This window comes from Burkholderia sp. IO2, assembly GCF_029522185.1.
GTDB classification, from domain to species: Bacteria; Pseudomonadota; Gammaproteobacteria; order Burkholderiales; family Burkholderiaceae; genus Burkholderia; species Burkholderia cenocepacia.
This window is the reverse complement of sequence record NZ_JAKWFH010000033.1, coordinates 61,037-84,695: the sequence shown is the minus strand read 5'-3', so window position 1 is coordinate 84,695 and position 23,659 is coordinate 61,037. Positions and strand designations below refer to the sequence as shown.

Sequence of the window (23,659 nt, the reverse complement as noted above, 5' to 3'; positions counted from 1 at the left end):
GGCGGCGCGACCGCGCAGGTCGGCACGCCGGGCGCCGGCGCATCGTCCGCGCCGCCGGCCGGCAGCCCGCCCGCCGCGCCGCCGGCTTCCACGCAGACCGCGCTGTCCGAGGTCGGACGCGTGCTCGACGCGATCTCGCGCTCGGGCGGCGATGCGACACCGGCGATCGTCGGCCGGCTGCCGCTGCTGGCCGATCCCGCCGTGCTGCTCAGCGATACGCCCGTGCCGGCGCGTGCGCCGGCGGCGTCCGGTCCCGCCGCGCCTGCCACGCCGGCTTCGGCTCAAGCGTCGTCCGCCGCGGCCGCGCGCGATGCGCTCGCGCCGCCGCCGGTCGCGGCGCTGCGTGCGGCGCTCGCGCAGGCCGTGAGCGAAAGCGGCCTGTTCTACGAATCCCATCTCGCACAGTGGCTGGCCGGCCAGCGTCCGCTCGCGGCGCTGATGCGGGAGCCGCAGGCACGCCTCGCGACCGCGCTCGCGCCGGTCGACCCGGAAGCCGTCCCGCACGCATCGCCCGACGTGCTCGATGAACTGCTCGCGCAGCGCCCGCCGCTGCCGGCCGCCGCGCGGGCAAGCGCGCAACCGCCGGCGCAGGGCGGCGCACCCGCGCGCGAGCCCGCGCAGCCCACACTTGCGGCGGCCCGGCAGGGTGCGTCGCTGCCGTCCGACCCGGCCGATCCGCTGGCTGCGCACGCCGATGCACGCTGGACGCCCGCGCGTGCCGAGCTGGCCGCCGCGTCGCCCGATCCGCAGCCGCCGCTCGCGACCGTGCATCCGGCCGCCGTGCCGCTCGTTCGGCAACAGCTCGACGCGCTCGCGACCGACCAGTTTCGCTGGACCGGCGAGGCGTGGCCCGGCGCGCGGCTCGACTGGACGATCGAACCCGACGAGCGCGGCCACCGTGCGCCGCGCGGCGGCGGGGACGACGACGCGGGCGACGGCATCGCGTGGCGCACGCGCTTGACGCTGACGCTGCCGTCGCTCGGCACGGTCGATGCCGAGCTGGTGCTGAACGGCGCGCAACTCGTCGCGCGGCTGCGCGCGAACCAGACGGGCGCCGACCGTCTCACGCGTAACGAAGCCGCGCTGCGGCAGCGGCTCGAAGGCTCGGGGCTCAAGGTAGGCGGGCTGTCGATCCGTGCGGTCGACGACGGGCCGGACGGCTTCGACCTGTTCGCCGCGCAGGCGGCCGCCGCCGCGTATGCGCGCGGCGCGGCCGGCGGCGCCGACGTGCGGGTGCCGGGCGACGATGACGAGGCGCTGCCATGAGCGCGACGTCCCGCAAGCGTGCGGCCGCGCTCGTCTACGACCCGAAAGGCGGCGATGCGGCGCCGCGCGTGGTCGCGAAGGGCTACGGCCTGCTCGCCGAGATGATCGTCGCGCGCGCGCACGATGCGGGGCTGTACGTGCATACGGCGCCGGAGATGGTGTCGCTGCTGATGCAGGTCGATCTCGACGACCGGATTCCGCCGCAGCTTTATCAGGCGGTCGCTGACCTGCTCGCGTGGCTGTACGCGCTCGATCGCGCCGAACCCGCGCCGGATGACGCCGCGCCGCGTTTCCCGCTGCCGCCGTTGCGCTGAAAGGCCTGCCGACGGGCGGCTTATTACGAAATGCTGTCCGATGCTTGCGGGATCATTCTGTCGGTATCTGCCGTCGATCGATCGTCATCGCAAGGCAACGCACGCCTTTCCTTCTCGTTCTCGCGCGCCCCCGGCCTTGTCGCTTCGTATGCGTATGGATTGAGCCGGCGGTCGATTTATGTAATGATATCCATTCTCATTTTCATGCTGCCCGGGCGGCGCGCACTCCCTGCGCGCCGCCCGTCGTTTTGAACGAATGGATACTTTCGCGTGAACGCGCCCGAAACGATCGACCCGCCCAAGACGGGCATGCCGCGCGCCGGCGTCACCGTGCTGCACCCGCCGGGCCGCCCGCTGAGCGACGACGAACTGGCCGCGCGCCGCCAGCGCTCGCGCCGTGCGACCTTCATCAAGTGGCTGCGCAAGGTGCACGGCTGGGTCGGGCTGTGGGGCGCGGTGCTCGGGCTGCTGTTCGGCGTGACCGGCGTGCTGCTGAACCATCGCGCGCCGCCGCTGAAGATTTCGACCGGTGAGCCGCAGGTCGAGGAGATGCAGATCGCGCTGCCCGATCCGGTGCCGAAGACGCCCGCCGCGATGACGAAGTGGCTGCAGCAGGAGCTGCAGTTCGACGGCAAGCCGGGCCGCATGCGCAAGGAGCCCGCGCAGGCCGTCGCATGGGGCGACAAGCGCGTGATGCAGCCCGAGCACTGGCAATTCGGCGTGTTCGGGCCGCACCAGAACCTGCAGGCCGAGTATTGGGTCGGCAACGGCTACGTGTCGGTGAAGCGCACCGGCAACACGTTCCTGACGACGCTGAACAACCTGCATCGCGGTGTCGGGATGAATCTCGGCTGGGTGCTGTTGATGGATACGATCGCGGGCTCGCTGATCCTGCTGTCGCTGACCGGCGTGCTGCTGTGGACCGAGCTGAACAAGCGCCGCACGGTCGGCGTCGTGCTGGTGGTCGGTTCGGTTGCCGCGGCGCTGGCCGCCGGCCTGACCTGAGCGCGATTCGCGCCGGGGTAGCGGCCGGTGGGCGTGATCGCCCGCCGCCGCCGCGGGTCAGAGGCCGCAGGCGGCGCCGCTGTTCGCCGCGATTTCGCGCGCGGCCTTCGCGCCTTCGACCTGCAGGATCGTCGGCAACGACACGTTGTTCTTCGCGGCGGTGATCTCGGCGAGGATCGAGATCGCGATTTCCGGCGGCGTCCGGCTGCCGATGTAGATGCCGGCCGGCCCGTGCAGCCGGGCCAGTTCCACTTCGTTCAGATCGAATTCGCGCAGGCGCTCGCGCCGCGCCGCGTTGTTGCGCCGCGAGCCGAGCGCGCCCACGTAGAACGCGGGGGTCTTCAGCGCCTCCATCAGCGCGAGATCGTCGAGCTTCGGATCGTGGGTGAGCGCGATCACGGCCGAACGCGCATCGAGCTTCATGTCGAGCACCGTGTCGTCGGGCATCGTGTGCACGACGCGCGTGCCCGGCACGTCCCACGCATCCGTGTATTCGTCGCGCGGATCGCAGACCGTCACCTGGTAGTCGAGCCCGACCGCGATCTGGCACAGATAGCGCGACAACTGGCCGGCGCCGATCACGAGCATCCGGTAGCGCGGCCCGTGGATCGTCACGAGGCGTTCGCCGTCGAACGCGAGCCCGTCGGTCGCCTGCGCGGGCGACAGCGACGCGCGGCCGGTCGCGAGCGTCATCGTGCGCGTGACGAGGCGGCCGGCCTCGACTTCCGCGCACAGTGCGGCGATCCCGCTGTCGCGCGTGAGCGGTTCGAGCACTAGCTGGATCGTGCCGCCGCAAGGCAGCCCGAAGCGGTGCGCTTCCTCGGCGGTCACGCCGTACTTGAGCGCTTCCGGGCGCGCATCGGCCGCGATGCCGCTCGCATGCACGCGGGCGATCAGGTCGTCCTCGATGCATCCGCCGGACACGGAGCCGACCACCAGGCCGTCCTCGCGCACCGCGAGCATCGCGCCTTCGGGGCGCGGCGACGAGCCCCACGTCTTCACGACCGTCACGAGCAGCACGCGGCGCCCTTCTTCGAGCCAGCGCGCGCTGGATTTCAGTACATCGAGATCGACGCTTTCCATCGTTTTTTCCTGTTGCCGGACGGCCCGCCGCGCGGCGCCGTCATTCGATGGCCGGATTATGAACCGCCCGGCGCGCGCGTGCAGGCGGCGCGGCGGCGGGGGCGGGCAAATCCGGACGATCGGGCAAGAGATCGCGACGATCGGACACTGATCGCGCGGCGGCCGGGGGGCGGGAGAGGGTGCGTGCGGAGCCGGGGCGGCTCCGCGTGGGGTTCGTCATCGCGCGCCGCGGCGGCGCGCGATGACGGCGCTCAGTGCGCGTCGGGGTGGCCGTGCGCGAGCTTCGAGTGGTGTCGCGAGTACAGCGCATAGATCACCAGGCCGATCACGAGCCAGATGCCGAACGCGGCCCACGTGACGGGCTGCAGGTTCAGCATCAGGAACAGGCACGATGCGACCGCGAGGATCGGCACCACCGGCACGCCCGGGCAGCGGAACGCGCGCGGCAGCTCGGGGTGAGTGCGGCGCAGCACGAGCACGGCGATCGACACCATCGAGAACGCCGCGAGCGTGCCGATGTTGATCAGCTCGGCGAGCACGTTGAGCGGCACGAGCGCGGCGATCAGCCCGAAGAACAGGCCGACCAGCCAGGTGGTCAGGAACGGCGTCGCATAGCGCGGATGCACGCGCGACAGCGCGGCCGGCAGCAGCCCGTCGCGCGACATCGCGAAGATCACGCGCGTCTGGCCGTAGCTCATCACGAGGATCACGGTGAGCATGCCGAGCACCGCGCCGAGATCGATGAAGCCCGCGACCCACTTCTCGCCGGCGACCTGCAGCGCGTACGAGATCGGGTGCGAGATGTTCGCGTACTGGGCCGACGGCACGATGCCGGTCGCGACCGCGGCGACCGTCACGTACAGCACCGCGCACACCGCGAGCGACGCGATGATGCCGATCGGCAAATCGCGCTTCGGGTTCTTCACTTCCTCGGCCGCCGACGACACCGCGTCAAAGCCGATGAACGCGAAGAACATCACGGCGGCCGCGCCGAACACGCCGTTCCAGCCGTGCGGCATGAACGGCTTCCAGTTCGCGGGCGTCACGTGGAACAGGCCGACCGCGATCACCAGCAGCACCACCGACACCTTGATGAACACCATGATGTTGTTGATGCGGGTCGATTCGCGGATGCCGATCGACAGCAGCGTCGTGATCACGATCATCACGAGGAACGCGGGCAGGTTGAACCACGTGGTGACGCCCGGCACCGCGCCGGGCGCGGCCGTCAGCACGGTCGGCAGCGACAGCCCGAAGCCCTGCAGCAGCGACTGCAGGTAGCCCGACCAGCCGACCGACACGGCCGACGACGCGAGGCCGTACTCGAGCATCAGGTCCCAGCCGATGATCCACGCGACCAGCTCGCCGAGCGTCGCGTACGAATACGTGTAGATCGAGCCGGCGACGGGGATCGTCGACGCGAACTCCGCGTACGACAGCGCGGCGAGGCCGCACGCGATCGCGGCGATCACGAACGACAGCATCAGCGCGGGGCCGGCCTGGACGGCGCCGGTGCCGGTCAGCACGAAGATGCCGGTGCCGATGATCGCGCCGATGCCGAGGAAGGTGAGGTCGATCGCGCCGAGCGCTTTCTTGAGCCCGGCGGCTTGCGCGCCGGCGATCATGCGATCGACGTTTTTCTTGCGGAAGAGAGACATTGCGGATGAATCGCCAGCGCGCGCAGGCACGGCGCGTTGACTGAGTGAAAACCCATAATTTTAGCCGATTTGGCGTGCAAGCCCCGCTGCGGCGCCGCGGAATCGTCCGATAAAACAAGCGCTTGCGCCCGGAGCGGGCGCGGTTGGGCGCGGCGCGGCGTGCGCCGCGTCGCGGGATCGGACGAATTCGAATGGGCCGGGGGGGGGCTCAGGCGCCGGCCGTGGGCGCCATGTCGACCAGCCGGTTGCTCATCACGTAGAACGTGAGTTCCGCGTTGTTGGACAGCCGCATCTTCTCGAGCAGCCGCGACCGGTACACGCTCACCGTCTTCACCGACAGCGACAGCGTGTTCGCGATATCGGTGAGCCGCTTGCCGGACGCGAGCATGCAGAGCGTCTGGTATTCGCGATCGGACAGCTTCTCGTGCGGCAGCGGTTCGTTCTCGAACGACACGTATTCGGCGAGCGCCTCGGCCATCGCGGGGCTCACGTACTTGCGCCCGGCCGCGACCTGCTGGATCGCGCCGATCATCTGCGCGGCGTTGACCGTCTTCGACAGGTAGCCGGCCGCGCCGGCCTTCAGCGCGCGCACCGCGTACTGGTCCTCGCGGTACATCGAGAACATCAGCACCGGCGTGCGCGTCAGCTTGCGCTTGAGGCGCTTGAGCACCTCGATGCCGTTCGTGTCGGGCAGCGAGATGTCGAGCAGGATCACGTCGAATTCCTGCTTGTCGACGGCCGCCATCGCGTCGCCGCCGTTCTCGGCCTCGGTCACGTCGCGCGCGACGCCGCGGTCGATCAGCAACTGGCGGATCCCTTGCCGGACGATCGCGTGATCGTCCACGAGCAGGATGTTCAGGCTCATCGCGACCTCACGAAAGCGACGTGCGGCGTGCCGCGACGGGCACCGCGAGCAGCGAATCCCACGCGAAGCGCGCGGTGACGCGCGTGCCGCGACCGGTTGCCGGCGTGGCCGTCTCGAAGCTGCCGCCAAACGCCTCGCAGCGCGCGCGCATGCCGGCGAGGCCATAGCCGCTGCGGCGATTGCGCGCGAAACCGGTCCCATCGTCGGTGACACTCAGCGACAGGTGCGTGCCGTCGGTGACGATCCGCACGTCGACCGACGTCGCGCGGGCGTGTTTCGCGACGTTCGACAGCGCTTCCTGCGCGACGCGGAACACCGCGAGCGCGCCGGCGCCGGCGATTTGCGTAAGGCGCGCGTCGGCCGCGCACACGAAGCTCGTGCGCAGGCCGGTGCGCGCCGCATGGGTGTCGATCCACGACGACAGCGCGCCGACCACGCCTGCGTCGAGCGCCGGCGTGTCGCGCTCGTCGATGAGCCGGCGATTCGCGTCGGTCGCGGCGTCGAGCGCCTGCTGCGCCAGCGCCAGCGCGCGCAGGCAGCCTTCCGGCGCATCGGCCGGCAGCCACGTTTGAACGTTTGCGAGCGCGAAGCGGGCAGCGGTCAATTCGGCGCCGAGCCCGTCGTGCAGCTCGCCGGCCAGATGGCGGCGGGCCGCTTCGTCGGCGGCGAGCAACTGGGCGGAAAGTGCCGCGATCCGTGCGGCGGACGCGTCGCGTTTCGATGCGACGTCGGCCAGGGGCGAAGTCGCGGCGCAGCCGGGCATGCGCTGCCGCGACGGGAACGGGGCGTGGGCGCCCGAGGGCGCGTTAAGCGACGTATCCATGACTCTCCCTGCTGTCAGAAAGCGGTTCAGACACCGGCTGGTTGCGTGCACCGGCTGCCGTTTCGATGACGGTCGCCGCCAGAGAATCGCTCCATGCCGAGGTAACAAAAGTTACGTCTTGTAACACTTGCATCCGACCCTTCCACTCTCATCCGAACGGCAACCACGCGCGGCGAATAATATCTCAAAATTTCTGAAAAGGTCATGTCGGGCGGACATTTAAGGGTAAATGTGAATAATCGGAATGAACCTGTTGTAGGAAAAACACTGACACCCGAACACCGGGCGATGACGTATCCAAATGTAACTATTTGAGATGGAATGGTCCCAGTTTGTTACGAATTCGCCAAGTAGGGACGAAAAAAAACCGGAGCTTTCGCTCCGGTTCTTGATGCGGCACAAATTCGGGGATCGATCAGTCCACGAATGCGCGCTCGATCACGTAGTGACCCGGCGCGCTGTTCTTGCCTTCGACGAGGCCGGCCTGCTTCAGCAGGTCGGTCGTGTCCTTCAGCATCGCGGTGCTGCCGCACAGCATCACGCGGTCGTTTTCCGGCGAGAAGGCCGGCACGCCGAGATCCGTGAACAGCTTGCCCGTCGCGATCAGGTCGGTGATCCGGCCCTCGTTGTCGAACGCTTCGCGCGTGACGGTCGGGTAGTAGACGAGCTTTTCCTTGATGATGTCGCCCAGGTACTCGTGGCCCGGCAGGTCGTGCTTGATGTAGTCCATGTACGCGAGCTCGCCCTTCAGACGGCACGTGTGGGTCAGGATCACCTTGTCGAAGCGGTCGTAGATGTCCGGATCGCGGATGATCGACATGAACGGCGCGAGGCCCGTGCCCGTCGACAGCATCCACAGCGTCTTGCCCGGCAGCAGGTTGTCGGCGACCAGCGTGCCCGTCGGCTTCTTGCCGATCAGCACCGTGTCGCCCACCTTCAGGTGCTGCAGGCGCGACGTCAGCGGGCCGTTCTGCACCTTGATGCTGAAGAACTCGAGATGCTCCTCGTAGTTCGGGCTGACGATCGAATAGGCGCGCGCGAGCGGCTTGCCGTCGACTTCGAGGCCGACCATCGTGAATTCGCCGTTGTTGAAGCGCAGGCTCGCCTCACGGGTGCAGGTGAAGCTGAAAAGCGTGTCGGTCCAGTGATGGACGGATTGGACGGTGGCGGTGTCGTATTTGCTCATGGCTTTGAAAACGGACGCGCGTGGCGAACGCGTGTAACGGGCCCAAAAACGGGCAAAAAACCGAGTGCGACGGCCCGATCGCGGATCGGCCGGCCGGCGCGTCGGACACGCGCCTTCTCGATGACAGACGTTTGAGGAACTCGTTATTTTACCCTGTTGACGCGGATCGCGGGCTTGACCCCCGCGGCTGCGCGGATTTGGCGCAACAGATCCTTTCAACATGCTTTCCATGATCGGTCGCGCGTGTCGCGGCGAGTGCGGCGTGCTCCGGCAGCGCCGTGACTGGGGGCGCCGCGGGACCGCGGGCGTTACTGCGGATCGAGGCGCAGGCGCGCGATGTACGGCAGGTGGTCCGACAGCCACGCGGCTTCGCCGGACGGCGCACGCCATTCGAGCGGCGTCAGCCCGCGCACGAACATCTTGTCGAGCGCGAGCGCCGGCGAGAACGCGGGGAACGTGCGGCCCGATTCGCCGAGCAGCGTCGCGACCTCGGACAGCCCGATCTCGCCGAACAGCGCGACCGAATCGTTGCGCCAGTCGTTGAAATCGCCGGCGAGCACGAGCGGATCGTCGCCCGCGTTGCGCACGATCCAGTGCGCGATCCAGTGCATCTGGCGCAGCCGCGCGGCGCGCGTGAGCGCCAGGTGCGCGCACAGCAGCGTGACCGGGCGGGCGCCCGCGAGCGTCGCGCGGGCGACGAGCAGCCCGCGCCGCTCGAAGCGGTGCGCGGAGATGTCCCAGCGGCCGCCGAGATCGAGCGGATGCGGCGACAGGATCGCGTTGCCGTGCCGCCACGACGGCTTGAACACGTTCGGCCCGAGCGCGATCTGCCAGTCGAGCGCCTGCGCGATCTCGGTGGCCTGGCAATGCCACACGTCGTCGACCGTGTCGTCCATCGGCGCGCCGAAGCCCGGTGCGAGCATCGGGCGCGGCATGCGGCGCGCCATCGCTTCCTGCAGGAAATACACGTCGGCGTGGGTCGACTGCATCCAGTCGCGCATCGCGTTCCACGCGGTGAAGCCGAGCGGCGAGCGGCCCTTGTGCAGGTTCCAGCTGACGGCGGTGATTTCGTCGGGCGCGGCGTGCGGTTCGGCGAACGGCAGGGAGAGAGCGTCGGCGGACATGACGCTCAGTCCTTCGCGACGTGCGCGCGCACGCGGTACACGAGATGCGGATGCTGCTCGACGAGCGTCCAGTCGGTCCACGCCTCGCCGCCGACCGACAGACCGGGGTGGCTCGCGACGATTTGCCGCGGCGACGCGGGCACGCACGGATCGCCGCGCGTCGCGTTTTCGTCGTCGAGCGTTTCCTGCACGTCGAGCCCGAGCGACACGGTGTTCGCGTTGGCGTCGACGGCGAGCGGGGCGACCGTCACCGAGCGCGAGCGCTCGGTCGGCACGACGCGCGCGGCATTGCCGCAGCCCACCGGCACGGCGGCCGGATAGCGATGGGTATCGGTGCGGGACTGGCCCACGGTGGTGTTTTGCTGGAACGTGTCGATCGTCTGACCGTCGCGCACCACCTGGATTTCCCATGCGACGACGGCCGGCGCGGGGCTCTGCGCATGGGCGGCGAGCACGACGCTCGCAAGCAGGACGGCCAGGCCGTGTTTCAGCATGAAACGTCTCCGGAAACGCGGGATAGCGGGGAACGGACGCACATCTTACGCCCGATCGATTTCGGTCGCGATGTGACGGGACGCGCCGCGACGGGTTCGCAGCACGATGCGGTCCTGCTCGACAGGTAAGGACGCGTCATGCGTTTTCAAGCGAAAAAGCGCGCGAACTCGGCGACGCTCGCGCGCTCGGTGACGAGGCGGTTCTCGATCGCGTCGGGGTCCGCATGGCCGAGCGACATGCCGCAGACGAGCTGCTCGTTGGCCGGAATGTCGAGATGTTCGGCGACGATCCGGTGAAACGGCACGAACGCGGCCTGCGGGCAGGTGTCGAGGCCGCGGGCGCGCGCGGCCGTCATCACGCCTTGCAGGAACATCCCGCAGTCGAGCCAGGCCCCCAACGTCATCACGCGGTCGAGCGTGAAGAACAGTGCGACCGGCGCATCGAAGAAACGGAAATTGCGCGCGTGCTGCGCATGCATGCGCGCCTTCTCGTCGCGGCCGATGTTCAACAGGCCGTACAGGTCCCAGCCGACCTTGCGGCGCCGGTCGATATACGGCGACACCCATTCGCGCGGGTAATAGTCGTATTCGGCGACGTATTTCTCGTCGCGCGCGGGATCGTCGTAGGCCGCGGTGAGCGCGGCGGCGAGCGCGTCGCGCGTGGCGCCCGTCGCGACGTACACGTGCCACGGCTGGATGTTGGTGCCCGACGGCGCGCGGCTCGCGGCTTCGAGGATCGCCTCGAGCGTGTCGCGCGGCACGGGCGTTGGCAGGAACGCGCGGATCGCGCGGCGCGACTTGAGCGCGGCGTCGACGGTATCGACGGAACGGATCGCATCGGCGTCGACGCGCGGGGAAGCAGTGGGGACGGACATCGGCAACTCTTCGGGCGAGGCGTCTGGCGCGGTGCGGGAGCAGCGTGTGCGCGGCGCGCGAACGCCAGCGGCGCGCCCGGCGCGAGCGTCGTGAATTGTCGATCATACGCCGCGGCGCACGACCGTGCAGCGCGGGCGCGCTGTTAGCAGCAGACTCCCCCGGCTGCTTGCTTGCACGGCGATGCGGGATCGCTACACTGAAATCGTAAGGGTCTGATGAGTATGTGACGGCAAGGCAGCGAGGTTGGTATGACGACGGCGATGGTGAAACAGGAACTGGCGGTGGCGTCCTTCAGCACGGTGTACGACCTCGAGCAGGTCGAGACGGCGCTGGGCGACCTGAACGAGAGCGCAAGCGACGCACTGCGCTCGACCTACGAGAAGATGCTCAAGACGGGGAATCTGCGCTTTTGCGTGAAGCCGAACCGGATGCCGTCGTTCGACGCGCTCGGCGAGGCGTTGCCGAATTTCGGCGAGCCGCTCGACGACGTGCGCAAGCAGATCGCGCTGTGTCTCGAAACGGACGACCGGCTCGAACTGATGCCGATCCTGCTGCTCGGGCCGCCCGGGATCGGCAAGACGCATTTCGCGAAGGCGCTCGCGCAACTGCTCGGCACCGCGTACCACTACGTGCCGATGAGTTCGCTGACGGCCGGCTGGATCCTGTCCGGCGCGTCGTCGCAATGGAAGAACGCGAAGCCCGGCAAGGTGTTCGACGCGCTCGTGAACGGCAGCTACGCGAATCCGGTGATCGCGGTCGACGAGATCGACAAGGCCGGCAGCGATGCGCAATACGATCCGCTCGGCGCGCTGTATGCGTTGCTCGAGCACGACACCGCGCGCGCGTTCGTCGACGAATTCGCGGAAGTGCCGATCGACGCGGGCAACGTGATCTGGATCGCGACCGCGAACGACGCGCAGGCGATTCCGGAGCCGCTGCTCAACCGGATGAATGTGTACGAGATCGCGCCGCCCGATGCGGCCGGCGCACGCCGGATCGCGCAGACGATCTACGACGAGATCCGCACGTCGCATGCGTGGGGGCGGCGCTTCCCCGAGACGCTCGGCGACGATGCGCTCGACGTGCTGGCCGCGACGCCGCCGCGCACGATGCGCCGCGCGCTGCTGCACGCGTTCGGCGCCGCGCGGCTCGACGGCCGCGACGCGATCGGGCCGGCCGACATCCGCGCCGACGAAGGCGCGGCGAAGCGCCGGCCGATCGGCTTCTGACGCGGCCACGCGCGCCCGGCCGCAGCGCGCGTGGCATTCGTCGCATTCGTGGCCGCATCGTTGTCTGCGCCACCGTCCGCATCGTCGCGACGCGATACGTCGGCGTTCGGCAAGCGGGCGAACCGGGACGTACAATTCTTCTCTCTCCCTTCGACGCGCGAGCAGCGCGAAAAGCCATGGAGCAGACGGATTGTGTCGTGATCGGCGCGGGTGTCGTCGGTCTGGCGATTGCGCGCGAACTGGCCGCGCGCGGGCGTGAAACGATCGTGCTGGAGGCGACCGACGCGATCGGTACGGGCACGAGTTCGCGCAACAGCGAGGTGATTCACGCGGGGCTTTACTATCCGCGCGGGTCGCTGAAGGCGATGTCGTGCGTGCACGGGCGCGACCTGCTGTACGAATTCTGCGAGACCCATCATGTGCCGCACCGGCGTACCGGCAAGCTGCTCGTCGCGACGAGCGCCGCGCAGGTGAAGCAGTTGAAGGCGATCGCCGCGCGCGCCGCCGAAAACGGCGTGCTCGACCTGCTGCCGCTCACGCGCGCCGAGGCGCAGACGCTCGAGCCCGCGCTCGAATGCGTGGAGGCGCTGTTCTCGCCGTCGACCGGCATCGTCGACAGCCACCAGCTGATGCTCGCGCTGCTCGGCGACGCGGAGCGCGACGGCGCCGTGTGCGCGCTGCACGCTCCGGTCGAATCGATCGACGTGCTGCGTGGCGGCCGCTTCATCGTGCGCACCGGCGGCGGCGCGCCGGCCGAGATCGACGCCACCTGCGTGATCAACAGCGCGGGGCTCGGCGCACAGGCGCTCGCGCGCCGCACGCGCGGCCTCGATCCGCGCTGGGTGCCGCCGCTTTATTTCGCGCGCGGCAATTATTTCAGCCTGTCGGGCCGTGCGCCGTTCTCGCACCTGATCTATCCGATGCCCGATCGCGCGGGGCTCGGTGTGCACCTGACGCTCGATCTCGGCGGGCAGGCGCGCTTCGGCCCGGACGTCGAGTGGTGCGATTCGCTGCGCTACGAGGTCGATCCGGCGCGCGCGGGCGCGTTCTACACGTCGATCCGCGCGTTCTGGCCGGGCTTGCCCGACGATGCGCTGCAGCCGGCGTACGCGGGCATCCGGCCGAAGCTCGCGGGGCCCGGCGAGCCGCCGGCCGACTTCATCGTGCAGGGGGCCGCGCAGCACGGCGTGCGCGGACTCGTGAACCTGTTCGGCATCGAGTCGCCGGGGCTCACCGCGTCGCTCGCGCTCGCGCAGCGGGTGGGCGACATGGTGTCGCGCGCGTGATGCGCGGCCCGCGTCCATGCGGGCCGGCCGCGCGAAACCCGTGTGAAATCCCTTATCTCCGGCATTTCGGCGCGCACATTTATTCGCTTGGGCGTTATTCTGTCGAACGGCCGTCGCCAGAACGGCTTTCAAACCAATAACGTTGGAGCGAGTCCCCCTATGAAAGCAACCCGTCGGAGTTTCCTGATTACGAGTATTGGTGCCGTGTCCGCGCTGGCACTGTCGCGTGAAGCGCTGGCCGATGCGCCGATGCTGTCGGAAACCGATCCGACCGCGGCGGCGCTCGGCTACAAGGCCGATGCCACCAAGGTCGACAAGACGAAGTATCCGAAATACGCAGCGGGCCAGGATTGCGCGGCCTGCATGCTGTACCAGGGCAAGAAGGGCTCGACGTCGGGCCCGTGCGGCGCCTTCCCCGGCAAGCAGGTCGCGGCGAAGGGCTGGTGCAGCGCATTCTCGAAGATGGGTTGAGGCCGGTGCGGCATCGTGCGATGCCGCATTGTGGCGAAAACCGCAAAACGCTCGCTGTCGTTCGATGGCGAGCGTTTTTTATTGCTTGAAAACGGTTCCGGCGCTTTCTACACTCGCTGCACACCTGCGCGGCGCGGCATGCCCGCGCGCCGCGCCGCCCGACACGGCGAATTCACGAGGACGAGGCACGCATGGCGACGATTGCGAATTCAACGAAAACGATCCGGCCCGAGCGTGCGCTGAACCGGCGCGCGGTGGCGGCCGCCGTGATCGGCAATGCACTCGAGTGGTACGACTTCACGGTGTTCGGCTTCATGACGGTCGTGATCGCCGAACTGTTCTTCCCCACCTCCAGCGAATACTCGTCGCTGCTGCTGACCACCGCGACGTTCGGCGTCGCGTTCTTCATGCGCCCGATCGGCGGCATCGTGTTCGGGCTGTACGCGGACCGCGCGGGCCGCAAGGCCGCGCTGTCGCTCGTGATCCTGCTGATGACGGCCGGCATCTTCCTGCTCGCGATCGCGCCGCCCTATGCGGCGATCGGCATCGGCGGGCCGATCCTGATCGTGCTCGGCCGCCTGCTGCAGGGCTTCTCGGCGGGCGGCGAATTCGGCAGCTCGACCGCGCTGCTGATCGAAGCGGCGCCGTTCTCGAAACGCGGTTTCTACGGAAGCTGGCAGATGGCGAGCCAGGCGGCCGCGCTGCTGATCGGCGCGCTCGTCGGCGCGGCCGTCACGCGCGGGCTGTCGCACGACGCGCTGCGCAGCTGGGGCTGGCGCGTGCCGTTCGTCCTCGGGCTGCTGATCGGCCCGATCGGCTTCTACATCCGCCGCCATCTCGCCGATTCCGAAGCGTTCCTGCATGCGCAGCAGAACGCGCGCCGCGCGACGCTCGGCGAAGTGTTCACGCGCCACCCGCGCGAGGTGCTGTGCGGGCTCGGCTCGGTGATCGCGCTCACCGTGACGATCTACGTGCTGATCAGCTACCTGCCGACCTTCGCGGTGAAGCAGCTGAAGCTGCCGTATGCGGAATCGTTCTACGCGGTGATCATCGGCAACCTGCTGCTGATGGTGCTGTCGCCGATCGCGGGCGCGTGGTCGGACCGCATCGGCCGCAAGGGGCTGTCGCTGTGGTCGCTCGTGCTGACGCTCGCGCTGATGTACCCGCTGTTCGCATGGCTCGACGCGGCGCCGAGCATCGGGCGGCTGATCGCGGTGCAGGCCGTGCTGTCGGTGGCGCTGGCAGGCTACTACGGGCCGTTCGGCGCGATGATCGCCGAGCTGTTCCCGGCCAACGTGCGCTCGACCGGGCTGTCGATCGCGTACAACGTCGCGGTGATGCTGTTCGGCGGCTTCGGCCAGTTCATCGTCACGTGGCTGATCAAGGTCACCGGCACGCCGCTCGCGCCGACCTACTACGTGATGGCGGGCCTCGCGCTGTCGATCGTCGCGGTCGCGTTCGTGCCCGCGCGCAGCGCCGACCTCGATGCGCCGGCGTGACGACATGACGATTTGAGGACGGTCATCGAATCGTTTCGCCAAACGCAATGATGTGATGCAGAACGCGGGGAAACGGTGTGTCGCCCCTTCGCGTTCGCACCCGAATTGTTTAGTCGTCGAACGAAACATGCCGCGAAATGGACGGAATTGTCGCTCGCGCGCGTGGTTGCATTTTTTACCCACACTAAAAATCGGCAAAAACCCGGCGGGCGTATAGAAGAGTTTTTTCTCCAGCTTGTTGCAGCATCGTTAGCTCAAGTAATATCCGCGTACGCCGGCTCCCTGGCGGGACCGGTTCCGATCTGGAGACCTGGAGGAAACATGGAATACAACCGTCTGTTGCACACCCTGCGTGTTACCGCCATGGCAGGCGTGGCAGCGGCATCGCTCGGCGTCGCGGGTTCTGCATTCGCACAGATCCCGAACAAAACGCTCGTCTACTGCTCAGAAGGCAGCCCGGCGGGTTTCGATTCCGCGCAATTTACGACCGGCGTCGACTTCACCGCCGCCACGTTCACCGTCTACAACCGCCTCGTCGAATTCGAGCGCGGCGGCACGAAGGTCGAGCCCGGCCTCGCCGAGAAGTGGGACGTGTCGTCCGACGGCAAGGTGTACACGTTCCACCTGCGCCACGGTGTGAAGTTCCACACGACCGACTTCTTCAAGCCGACGCGTGAATTCAATGCGGACGACGTCGTGTTCTCGTTCCAGCGCATGCTCGATCCGAACAATGCGTTCCGCAAGGCGTACCCGGTGTCGTTCCCGTACTTCACCGACATGGGTCTCGACAAGCTGATCACGAAGGTCGAGAAGGTCGATCCGTACACCGTGAAGTTCACGCTGGCCGAGCCGAACGCGCCGTTCATCCAGAACATGGCGATGGAATTCGCGTCGATCCTGTCGGCCGAATACGGCGACCAGCTGATGAAGGCCGGCCGTGCCGCCGACATCAACCAGAAGCCGGTCGGCACGGGTCCGTTCATCTTCCGCAGCTACACGAAGGACGCGACGATCCGCTTCGATGGCAATCCTGATTACTGGAAGAAGGGCGAAGTGAAGCTGTCGAAGCTGATCTTCTCGATCACGCCGGACCCGGGCGTGCGCGTGCAGAAGATCAAGCGCAACGAATGCCAGGTGATGAGCTATCCGCGCCCGGCCGACATCGCGACGCTGAAGGCCGATTCGAACGTCGACATGCCGTCGCAGGCCGGCTTCAACCTCGGCTACCTCGCGTACAACGTCGAGCACAAGCCGGTCGACAAGCTCGAAGTGCGTCAGGCGCTCGACATGGCGATCAACAAGAAGGCGATCCTCGAGTCCGTCTACCAGGGCGCCGGCCAGGCCGCGAGCGCGCCGATGCCGCCGACCCAATGGTCGTACGACAAGAACCTGAAGATGGCGGCCTACGACACCGCGAAGGCGAAGGCGCTGCTCGCGAAGGCCGGCTTCCCGAACGGGTTCGAGATCACGCTGTGGGCGATGCCCGTGCAGCGCGCGTACAACCCGAACGCCCGCCTGATGGCCGAGATGATCCAGGCCGACTGGGCGAAGATCGGCGTGAAGGCGAAGATCGTCACGTACGAGTGGGGCGAGTACATCAAGCGTGCGCACGCGGGCGAGCAGGACACGATGCTGATCGGCTGGACGGGCGACAACGGCGATCCGGACAACTGGCTCGGCACGCTGCTCGGCTGCGAAGCGATCAAGGGCAACAACTTCTCGCACTGGTGCTACAAGCCGTTCGACGAGCTGGTCCAGAAGGGCCGCACGACGACGGGCCAGGACGCGCGCACGAAGCTCTACACGCAGGCCCAGCAGATCTTCGCGCAACAGCTGCCGTTCTCGCCGATCGCGAACTCGACGGTCTACCAGCCGGTGCGCAAGAACGTGGTCGACATGCGTATCGAGCCGCTCGGCTATGCTCGCTTCGACGGTGTCGGCGTGAAGTAATACGGCCCGTATAAGCTGTCGCGAAGACCGGCTAACTCATCCGGCGGCGGGAGGCCAAGAGCTTCCCGTCGCCGGTCGCACATTTCCCACAAGAAAAATACGAGACGCATCATGTTCAGATTCGTGTTGCGCCGCGTGGGGATGGTGATCCCGACTTTCATCGGCATCACCATCCTGGCGTTTGCGCTGATTCACCTGATACCGGGCGACCCCATCGAAGTGATGATGGGCGAGCGCGGCGTCGATCCCGCGATGCACGCAGAGGCGATGAAGCGCCTCGGGCTCGACCAGCCGCTGCCGCTGCAGTACCTCCACTACGTCGGCCGTGCGCTGCATGGCGACCTCGGCATGTCGATCATCACCAACACGAGCGTCGGCGGCGAATTCTTCGCGCGCTTCCCGGCGACCGTCGAACTGTCGCTGTGCGCGCTCGTGTTCGCGCTCGCGGTCGGTTTGCCGGCCGGCGTGATCGCCGCGCTGCGGCGCGGCTCGGTCGTCGACCACGGCGTGATGGGCACCGCGCTCACCGGCTACTCGATGCCGATCTTCTGGTGGGGGCTGATCCTCATCATGGTGTTTTCGTCGTATCTCGGCTGGACGCCCGTGTCCGGGCGCATCGCGGTCGAATACGATTTCCCGCACCCGACCGGCTTCATGCTGATCGACGCGCTGCTCGCGCCGGACGAAGGCGCGTTCAAGTCGGCGGTGAGCCACCTGATCCTGCCCGCGATCGTGCTCGGCACGATTCCGCTCGCGGTGATCGCGCGGATGACGCGCTCGTCGATGCTCGAAGTGCTGCGCGAGGACTACATCCGCACCGCCCGCGCGAAGGGGCTGTCGCCCGTGCGCGTGGTCGTCGTGCATGCGCTGCGCAACGCGCTGATCCCGGTCGTCACCGTGATCGGCCTGCAGATCGGCACGCTGCTTGCGGGTGCGGTGCTGACCGAGACGCTCTTTTCGTGGCCCGGTGTCGGCAAGTGGCTGATCGATGCGATCGGCCGCCGCGACTATCCGGTCGTCCAGGGCGGCATCCTGTTGATCGCGACGCTCGTGATCGTCGTGAACCTGGTCGTCGACCTGCTGTACGGCGTGCTGAATCCGCGCATCCGCCACACGAGGTAATCCCATGAGCAATCTGCAAAATACCCTGCCGACCGAATCCGCGCCGGCCGGCGGCCGTGCGCTCGCGCTGCGCGAGTTCTGGGCCAACTTCTCGCGCAACCGCGGCGCCGTCGGCGCGGGCGTCGTCGTGATCGTGCTGATCGCAGTCGCACTGCTCGCGCCGCTGATCGCGCCGCACAGCCCGGTCGAGCAATACCGCGACTACGTGAAGATTCCGCCCGCGTGGCTCGCCGGCGGCAACTGGCAGTTCATCCTCGGCACCGACGAAGCGGGCCGCGACATCCTTTCGCGGCTGATGTTCGGCGCGCGGATGTCGTTCTGGATCGGCTTCGTGTCGGTCGTGCTCGCGCTGATCCCCGGCATCGTGCTCGGGCTCGTCGCCGCGTTCTTCCAGAAGTGGGCCGACACGCCGGTGATGCGCATCATGGACGTGCTGCTCGCGCTGCCGTCGCTGCTGCTCGCGGTCGCGGTCGTCGCGATCATCGGCCCGGGCCTCACCAACACGATGTTCGCGATCGCGATCGTCGCGCTGCCGGCCTACGTGCGTCTCACGCGCGCGTCGGCGCTCGGCGAGCTGCAGAAGGAATACGTGACCGCGTCGCGCGTGGCCGGGGCCGGCACGCTGCGCCTGATGTTCTCGCAGGTGCTGCCGAACTGCACGGCGCCGCTGATCGTGCAGGCGACGCTCGGCTTCTCGTCGGCCATCCTCGACGCGGCCGCGCTCGGCTTCCTCGGCCTCGGCGTGCAACCGCCGACCGCCGAGTGGGGCGCGATGCTCGCTTCCGCACGCGACTACATCGACAACGCGTGGTGGATCGTGACGATGCCCGGCCTGTCGATCCTGATTTCGGTGCTCGCGATCAACCTGCTCGGCGACGGGCTGCGTGACGCGCTGGATCCCAAGCTGAAACGGATGGCATGACCATGACCCAGAACCTACTGACCATCCGCAATCTCGCGGTGAACTTCAACGGCCTGCCCGCGGTCGACCGGATCAACCTGTCGGTCGCACCGGGCGAGGTGGTGGGCGTCGTCGGCGAATCGGGCTCGGGCAAGAGCGTGACGATGATGGCGCTGATGGGCCTGATCGACGCGCCCGGCAAGGTGACGGCAGACGAAGTCACGTTCAACGGCGTGGATCTCTTGAAGGCGTCGCCGAAGGCGCGCCGCAAGATCGTCGGCAAGGACATCGCGATGGTGTTCCAGGACGCGCTGACGAGCCTGAACCCGAGCTACACGGTCGGCTACCAGATCAAGGAAGTGCTGAAGCTGCACGAAGGGCTGCGCGGCGACGCGCTGCACCGGCGCGCGCTCGAACTGCTCGACCAGGTCGGCATTCCCGATGCGAAGAACCGCATCGCGTCGTTCCCGCACCAGATGTCGGGCGGGATGAACCAGCGCGTGATGATCGCGATGGCCGTCGCGTGCAACCCGAAGCTCCTGATCGCCGACGAGCCGACCACCGCGCTCGACGTGACGATCCAGGCGCAGATCATGGATCTGCTCGTGAAACTGCAGAAGGAGCGCGGGATGGCGCTCGTGCTGATCTCGCACGATCTGGCCGTGGTGTCGGAGGTCGCGCATCGCGTCGCGGTGATGTACGCGGGCGAGATCATCGAAACCAATCGCGTGCCCGACATCTTCCGCGCGCCGCATCATCCGTACACCGAAGCGCTGCTCGCGGCGATTCCCGAGCACAATAAGGGGGCGCGTCGCCTTGCCGCATTGCCCGGCATGGTGCCGGGCCGCGATGATCGCCCGTCCGGCTGCCTGTTCGCGCCGCGCTGCAAGTACGTGGTCGACGATTGCCGCAAGGCGCGGCCGGCGCTCGACACGCTGGTGCCGGCCAACGATGCGATGCGCGCGCGCTGCATCAAGCCGCTCAATGTTTCCAACCTCGACCTGACGGGAGGCGCACGATGAACGCAGTCCAGGATACGCGCCACGCGTCGCACGACGAGGACGTCCTGGTGGCCGACGGCCTCGCGAAGCACTACTCGGTGAAGCGCGGGATGTTCGGGCAGGGCACGGTGAAGGCGCTGAACGGCGTGTCGTTCTCGCTGAAGCGCGGCAAGACGCTCGCCGTCGTCGGCGAATCGGGTTGCGGGAAGTCGACGCTCGCGCGCCAGCTCACGATGATCGAAACGCCCACGTCGGGCAGCCTGACGATCGACGGCAAGAACGTGGCCGGCGCGAGCCGCGACACGGTCGCCGACCTGCGCCGCCGCGTGCAGATGGTGTTCCAGAACCCGTTCGCGTCGCTGAACCCGCGCAAGACCGTCGAGCAGACGCTCGCCGAGCCGCTCGAGATCAACGCGAACCTGACGGCCGCCGAGCGCGCCGCGCGCATCGCGCAGATCATGCGCACGGTCGGCCTGCGGCCCGAGCACGCGAAGCGCTATCCGCACATGTTCTCGGGCGGCCAGCGCCAGCGCGTCGCGATCGCGCGCGCGATGATCCTCGATCCGCGCATCGTCGTCGCCGACGAGCCGGTGTCCGCGCTCGACGTGTCGATCCAGGCCCAGATCCTGAACCTGTTCATGGATCTGCAGGAGCAGTTCAAGACGAGCTACGTGTTCATCTCGCACAACCTGTCGGTGGTCGAGCACGTCGCGGACGACGTGATGGTGATGTACTTCGGCAGCGTCGCCGAACTCGGCGACAAGGCGACGATCTACGCACGGCCGCGCCATCCGTACACGCGGGCGCTGATGTCGGCGACGCCGGCGATCTTCGAGGAAGACCGCCGCGTGCAGATCAAGCTGCAGGGCGAACTGCCGTCGCCGCTCAATCCGCCGTCGGGCTGCGCGTTCCATCAGCGCTGCCCGTACGCGGTCGAGCGGTGCCGCGTCGAGGAGCCGCAATTGCGCGAAGTGGACGGCCGGCGCGTGGCCTGCCATCGCGCCGAGGAGGTAGGGGAGGCGAATGCCTGAAGCGTTGGCGGCGCGCGTGTCCGGCGTGCGCCGTGTGGGGACCGGCAGTGCGCGCGTGATGCGCGCGTACCGCTACGCGCGGCGCTGGAGCGTGCGTACCGTCACGGGCGCGGCGCTGGCCGGCGCGTGCGCGGCGGCCAGCGTCGTGGTCTCCGTCGAACCGGCGCGCGCCGAAGGGCGTGCGCCGGCGACTTCGCCGATTCATCCGTCGCAGGTCCCGCCGCCCGGCATGAGCCTGCCGGGCTTCCATGCGCCGGCCGTCTCGGACGGCACGGTGTCGCGCGGCACCGTGCGCGTGCAGCCGGCGCGCATGCCGTTTTACGTCGCGACCAAGGGCAAGGTCACGCTCTACGTGCTCGGCACGCTGCATACGGGCGATCCGTCCGATTACCCGAGCGCGCAGCCGTTCCGGCCGCGCATCCTCGCGGCGCTCGCCGCGTCGCCGACGCTCGCGCTCGAGCTGTCGCCCGACGATCTGCTCGAATCGCAGGACGACGTGTCGAAATACGGCGTGTGCCGCTATCCGTGCCTGCAGCGCCTGCTGCCGGAGCCGCTGTGGCAGCGGCTCGCGGCGCGCCTGCGCGGCAACCCGGCCGCGCTCGCCGAGATTCGCAAGATGCGGCCGTGGCTCGCGGCGCTCGTCGTCGAGACCTACGATTCGCTGTCCGCCGGCCTGCAGACCGAATACGGCACCGAGGCGCAACTGCAGAACGTGTTCCTGAAGAAGAAAGGCGGCCGCGTGATCGGGCTCGAGACGCTCGCCGAACAGATGCGCGCGTTCACCGGGCTGACGCTGGCCGAGCAGCGCGAGATGCTCGCGCAGGACATGGTGCAGACCCCCGCGCAGAACGCCGACGACATCAAGGCACTGCACCGGCTGTGGCGAATTGGCGACGCCGATGCGATCTCGGCGTGGGCGGTCGCGAAGAGCGAACGGCTCGCCCGTTCGAAGGCGTTGTCGGCGTCGCTCGACAACAAGATCGTGTACGAGCGCAACCGGCGCTTCGTTGCACGGATGACGGCAATCGCCGCGCCGAACCGGCCGCTGTTTGTCGCGATCGGCGCGCTGCATCTGGGTGGCCCGCGCGGCGTGCTCGAATTGTTGCGCCAGCAAGGATACCGGGTCGACGCGAACTGATCGTGCCCGGCTGCATGCGCTGATCGTCCCCTGTTTGATCGACGTCGCGCGCGCCGCGCGACGCGCCTGCACGGCGGTGTCGGTCGATAAGGAAAACCCTTGAATCGTCGGAAAATAGCGTTTAAAACGATTGACATCCCGTTCGGCCGATATCTATTCTTCACCCCACAAGTTGAAAAAATGAAAAGAATAGATAAGTTCTACGGGGTAGCAGAAATAAAGCGCGGGGTGAGCGTCGCCGGCACGTGAAGCGCGTGCCGGCCGCGGAGAGTCTGCATGCACGGCGGGGCCAATCGTCGTCGAACAACACATGCATGCAGGCCGACTTGCACATAAGCGACGTTCCGTCGTCTGACCGGGGAAGGCAGTGATCGGGCGGCGGCGGACGTTTTTTAATCCGGAATGTTTTTCCGGTCACCGTCGAAAGACGGTTTCGGGGGGTGAATCGACAGACGGCGAAGCCGCACCGATTGCACCAACGGAAAAGCGCCACGAGGGCGCTTTTTTCTTTGGTGCGACGAAAACGTGCGGGGCGCGGGCAAGGCGCCCGCTGCGGCGTTACGCGCCTTCGTCGGCCTGCAGCGCGCCGGGCGCGACGACGTCGACGCCGGCGGCTTCGAGCGCCGCGCGGATCCGCTTCGCGAACGCCAGCGCATGCGGCCCGTCGCCATGCAGGCAGACGGTCTGCGCATTGAGCGGCACCCATTCGCCGCTCAGCGCGCGCACCTGCCGGTTGCGCACCATGTCGAGCGTGCGCGCGAGCACCGCGTCTTCATCGTCGATCAGCGCGCCGGGCAGGCTGCGCGGCACCAGCGAGCCGTCCGCGCGGTAGCCGCGATCGGCGAACACCTCCTCCACCGCCGCGAGCCCCGCCTGCCGCGCGGCGGCGATGAACACGCTGTTCGCGAGCCCGAACACCGCGAGCGACGGATCGAAGTCGTGGATCGCCGACACCACCGCGTCGGCGATCAGCGGATCGCGCGCGGCCTGGTTGTACAGCGCGCCGTGCGGTTTCACGTGCGCGATGCGGCCGCCCTCGGCCTGCGCGATCGCCGACAGCGCGCCGAGCTGGTACAGCACGCCCGCATAGATGTCGCCGGCCGGCAGCTGCATTTCCTTGCGACCGAAATTCTCCGGATCGTGAAAGCTCGGGTGTGCGCCGATCGACACGCCTTTCTGCACGGCCCAGCGCACGCAGTCGCGCATCGCGTTCGCGCCGCCTGCATGCCAGCCGCATGCGATGTTCGCCGACGTGACGAGGTCGAGCAGCGCCTCGTCCGATCCGCATCCTTCGCCGAGATCGGCATTCAGATCGATTTCCATGATGTTCCTCGTCC

22 protein-coding genes are annotated in these 23,659 nt (G+C 68.0%); 13 read left to right on the top strand and 9 right to left on the bottom strand.

Annotated elements, in window-relative coordinates; all coding sequences use genetic code 11:
• From MMB92_RS21550 to MMB92_RS21540, 3 genes are all read left to right on the top strand, one after another.
• On the top strand, nt 1-1,266 hold a 1,266-nt coding region (locus MMB92_RS21550), incomplete at its 5' end, for a flagellar hook-length control protein FliK (RefSeq protein WP_277562914.1).
• Entirely contained in the window at nt 1,263-1,580 is a 318-nt protein-coding gene (locus MMB92_RS21545; RefSeq protein ID WP_060210653.1) for an EscU/YscU/HrcU family type III secretion system export apparatus switch protein, read from the top strand. The genes MMB92_RS21550 and MMB92_RS21545, both read left to right, overlap by 4 nt.
• 270 nt (nt 1,581-1,850) lie before the next feature.
• Nucleotides 1,851-2,585: a PepSY-associated TM helix domain-containing protein gene (locus MMB92_RS21540; RefSeq protein ID WP_062884263.1), complete on the top strand. Its 735-nt coding sequence runs from the start codon at nt 1,851-1,853 to the stop codon at nt 2,583-2,585.
• Between the two features lie 57 nt (nt 2,586-2,642).
• Here the strand turns inward: MMB92_RS21540 and MMB92_RS21535 are convergent, their stop codons facing one another.
• The 8 genes from MMB92_RS21535 to MMB92_RS21500 form a co-directional block, all read right to left on the bottom strand.
• On the bottom strand, nt 2,643-3,668 hold the full coding sequence (locus tag MMB92_RS21535) for an XdhC family protein (protein WP_006482029.1): 1,026 nt from the start codon (nt 3,666-3,668) through the stop codon (nt 2,643-2,645).
• Nucleotides 3,669-3,919: 251 nt separating this feature from the next.
• Entirely contained in the window at nt 3,920-5,326 is a 1,407-nt protein-coding gene (locus MMB92_RS21530) for an amino acid permease (protein WP_006492936.1), read from the bottom strand.
• Between the two features lie 208 nt (nt 5,327-5,534).
• Nucleotides 5,535-6,191 carry a response regulator transcription factor RqpR gene (gene rqpR / locus MMB92_RS21525; RefSeq protein WP_006477530.1) on the bottom strand — a complete coding sequence of 219 codons (657 nt, stop codon included), beginning with the start codon at nt 6,189-6,191 and terminating at the stop codon, nt 5,535-5,537.
• 7 nt (nt 6,192-6,198) lie between these two features.
• Entirely contained in the window at nt 6,199-7,014 is an 816-nt protein-coding gene (rqpS, locus tag MMB92_RS21520) for a quorum system sensor histidine kinase RqpS (RefSeq protein WP_043204981.1), read from the bottom strand.
• Between the two features lie 415 nt (nt 7,015-7,429).
• Complete coding sequence (locus tag MMB92_RS21515; RefSeq protein ID WP_006482027.1) at nt 7,430-8,200, bottom strand: ferredoxin--NADP reductase; 771 nt, start codon at nt 8,198-8,200, stop codon at nt 7,430-7,432.
• Nucleotides 8,201-8,508: 308 nt separating this feature from the next.
• Nucleotides 8,509-9,324 (bottom strand): endonuclease/exonuclease/phosphatase family protein, encoded by an 816-nt coding sequence (locus tag MMB92_RS21510; protein ID WP_006482036.1) that lies wholly within the window; start codon nt 9,322-9,324, stop codon nt 8,509-8,511.
• 5 nt (nt 9,325-9,329) lie between these two features.
• Nucleotides 9,330-9,818 carry a hypothetical protein gene (locus tag MMB92_RS21505; protein ID WP_034201240.1) on the bottom strand — a complete coding sequence of 163 codons (489 nt, stop codon included), beginning with the start codon at nt 9,816-9,818 and terminating at the stop codon, nt 9,330-9,332.
• 146 nt (nt 9,819-9,964) lie between these two features.
• Complete coding sequence (locus MMB92_RS21500; RefSeq protein ID WP_277562913.1) at nt 9,965-10,693, bottom strand: nitroreductase; 729 nt, start codon at nt 10,691-10,693, stop codon at nt 9,965-9,967.
• A gap of 249 nt (nt 10,694-10,942) precedes the next feature.
• Here MMB92_RS21500 and MMB92_RS21495 point away from each other — a divergent pair, with 249 nt between their 5' ends.
• The 10 genes from MMB92_RS21495 to MMB92_RS21450 all read left to right on the top strand — a co-directional run bounded on the left by MMB92_RS21495 (nt 10,943) and on the right by MMB92_RS21450 (nt 22,322).
• Entirely contained in the window at nt 10,943-11,923 is a 981-nt protein-coding gene (locus MMB92_RS21495) for an AAA family ATPase (RefSeq protein ID WP_006495523.1), read from the top strand.
• Nucleotides 11,924-12,099: 176 nt separating this feature from the next.
• Nucleotides 12,100-13,209 carry an NAD(P)/FAD-dependent oxidoreductase gene (locus MMB92_RS21490; RefSeq protein WP_006489140.1) on the top strand — a complete coding sequence of 370 codons (1,110 nt, stop codon included), beginning with the start codon at nt 12,100-12,102 and terminating at the stop codon, nt 13,207-13,209.
• A gap of 159 nt (nt 13,210-13,368) precedes the next feature.
• Entirely contained in the window at nt 13,369-13,680 is a 312-nt protein-coding gene (locus MMB92_RS21485) for a high-potential iron-sulfur protein (RefSeq protein WP_012492346.1), read from the top strand.
• 191 nt (nt 13,681-13,871) lie between these two features.
• Nucleotides 13,872-15,179: an MFS transporter gene (locus MMB92_RS21480; protein WP_058901889.1), complete on the top strand. Its 1,308-nt coding sequence runs from the start codon at nt 13,872-13,874 to the stop codon at nt 15,177-15,179.
• Between the two features lie 321 nt (nt 15,180-15,500).
• On the top strand, nt 15,501-17,129 hold the full coding sequence (locus tag MMB92_RS21475; protein ID WP_006489145.1) for an ABC transporter substrate-binding protein: 1,629 nt from the start codon (nt 15,501-15,503) through the stop codon (nt 17,127-17,129).
• Nucleotides 17,130-17,240: 111 nt separating this feature from the next.
• Nucleotides 17,241-18,251 (top strand): ABC transporter permease subunit, encoded by a 1,011-nt coding sequence (locus MMB92_RS21470; protein WP_277562912.1) that lies wholly within the window; start codon nt 17,241-17,243, stop codon nt 18,249-18,251.
• A 4-nt stretch (nt 18,252-18,255) separates the two neighbouring features.
• Nucleotides 18,256-19,173, top strand: a complete 918-nt coding sequence (locus MMB92_RS21465; RefSeq protein WP_034201242.1) for an ABC transporter permease subunit — start codon at nt 18,256-18,258, stop codon at nt 19,171-19,173.
• Between the two features lie 2 nt (nt 19,174-19,175).
• Nucleotides 19,176-20,174: an ABC transporter ATP-binding protein gene (locus MMB92_RS21460; protein ID WP_006489144.1), complete on the top strand. Its 999-nt coding sequence runs from the start codon at nt 19,176-19,178 to the stop codon at nt 20,172-20,174.
• Nucleotides 20,171-21,184: a peptide ABC transporter ATP-binding protein gene (locus MMB92_RS21455; RefSeq protein WP_006489146.1), complete on the top strand. Its 1,014-nt coding sequence runs from the start codon at nt 20,171-20,173 to the stop codon at nt 21,182-21,184. Before MMB92_RS21460 ends, MMB92_RS21455 begins: the two co-directional genes overlap by 4 nt.
• Nucleotides 21,177-22,322, top strand: a complete 1,146-nt coding sequence (locus MMB92_RS21450) for a TraB/GumN family protein (protein ID WP_006492839.1) — start codon at nt 21,177-21,179, stop codon at nt 22,320-22,322. The genes MMB92_RS21455 and MMB92_RS21450 overlap by 8 nt, the downstream gene beginning before the upstream one ends.
• Before the next feature lie 558 nt (nt 22,323-22,880).
• Here the strand turns inward: MMB92_RS21450 and pxpA are convergent.
• The gene (gene pxpA, locus MMB92_RS21445) at nt 22,881-23,645 is read right to left on the bottom strand and encodes a 5-oxoprolinase subunit PxpA (RefSeq protein WP_006483671.1); all 765 of its coding nucleotides are present in this window, start codon (nt 23,643-23,645) and stop codon (nt 22,881-22,883) included.
• Nucleotides 23,646-23,659: the final 14 nt, after the last annotated feature.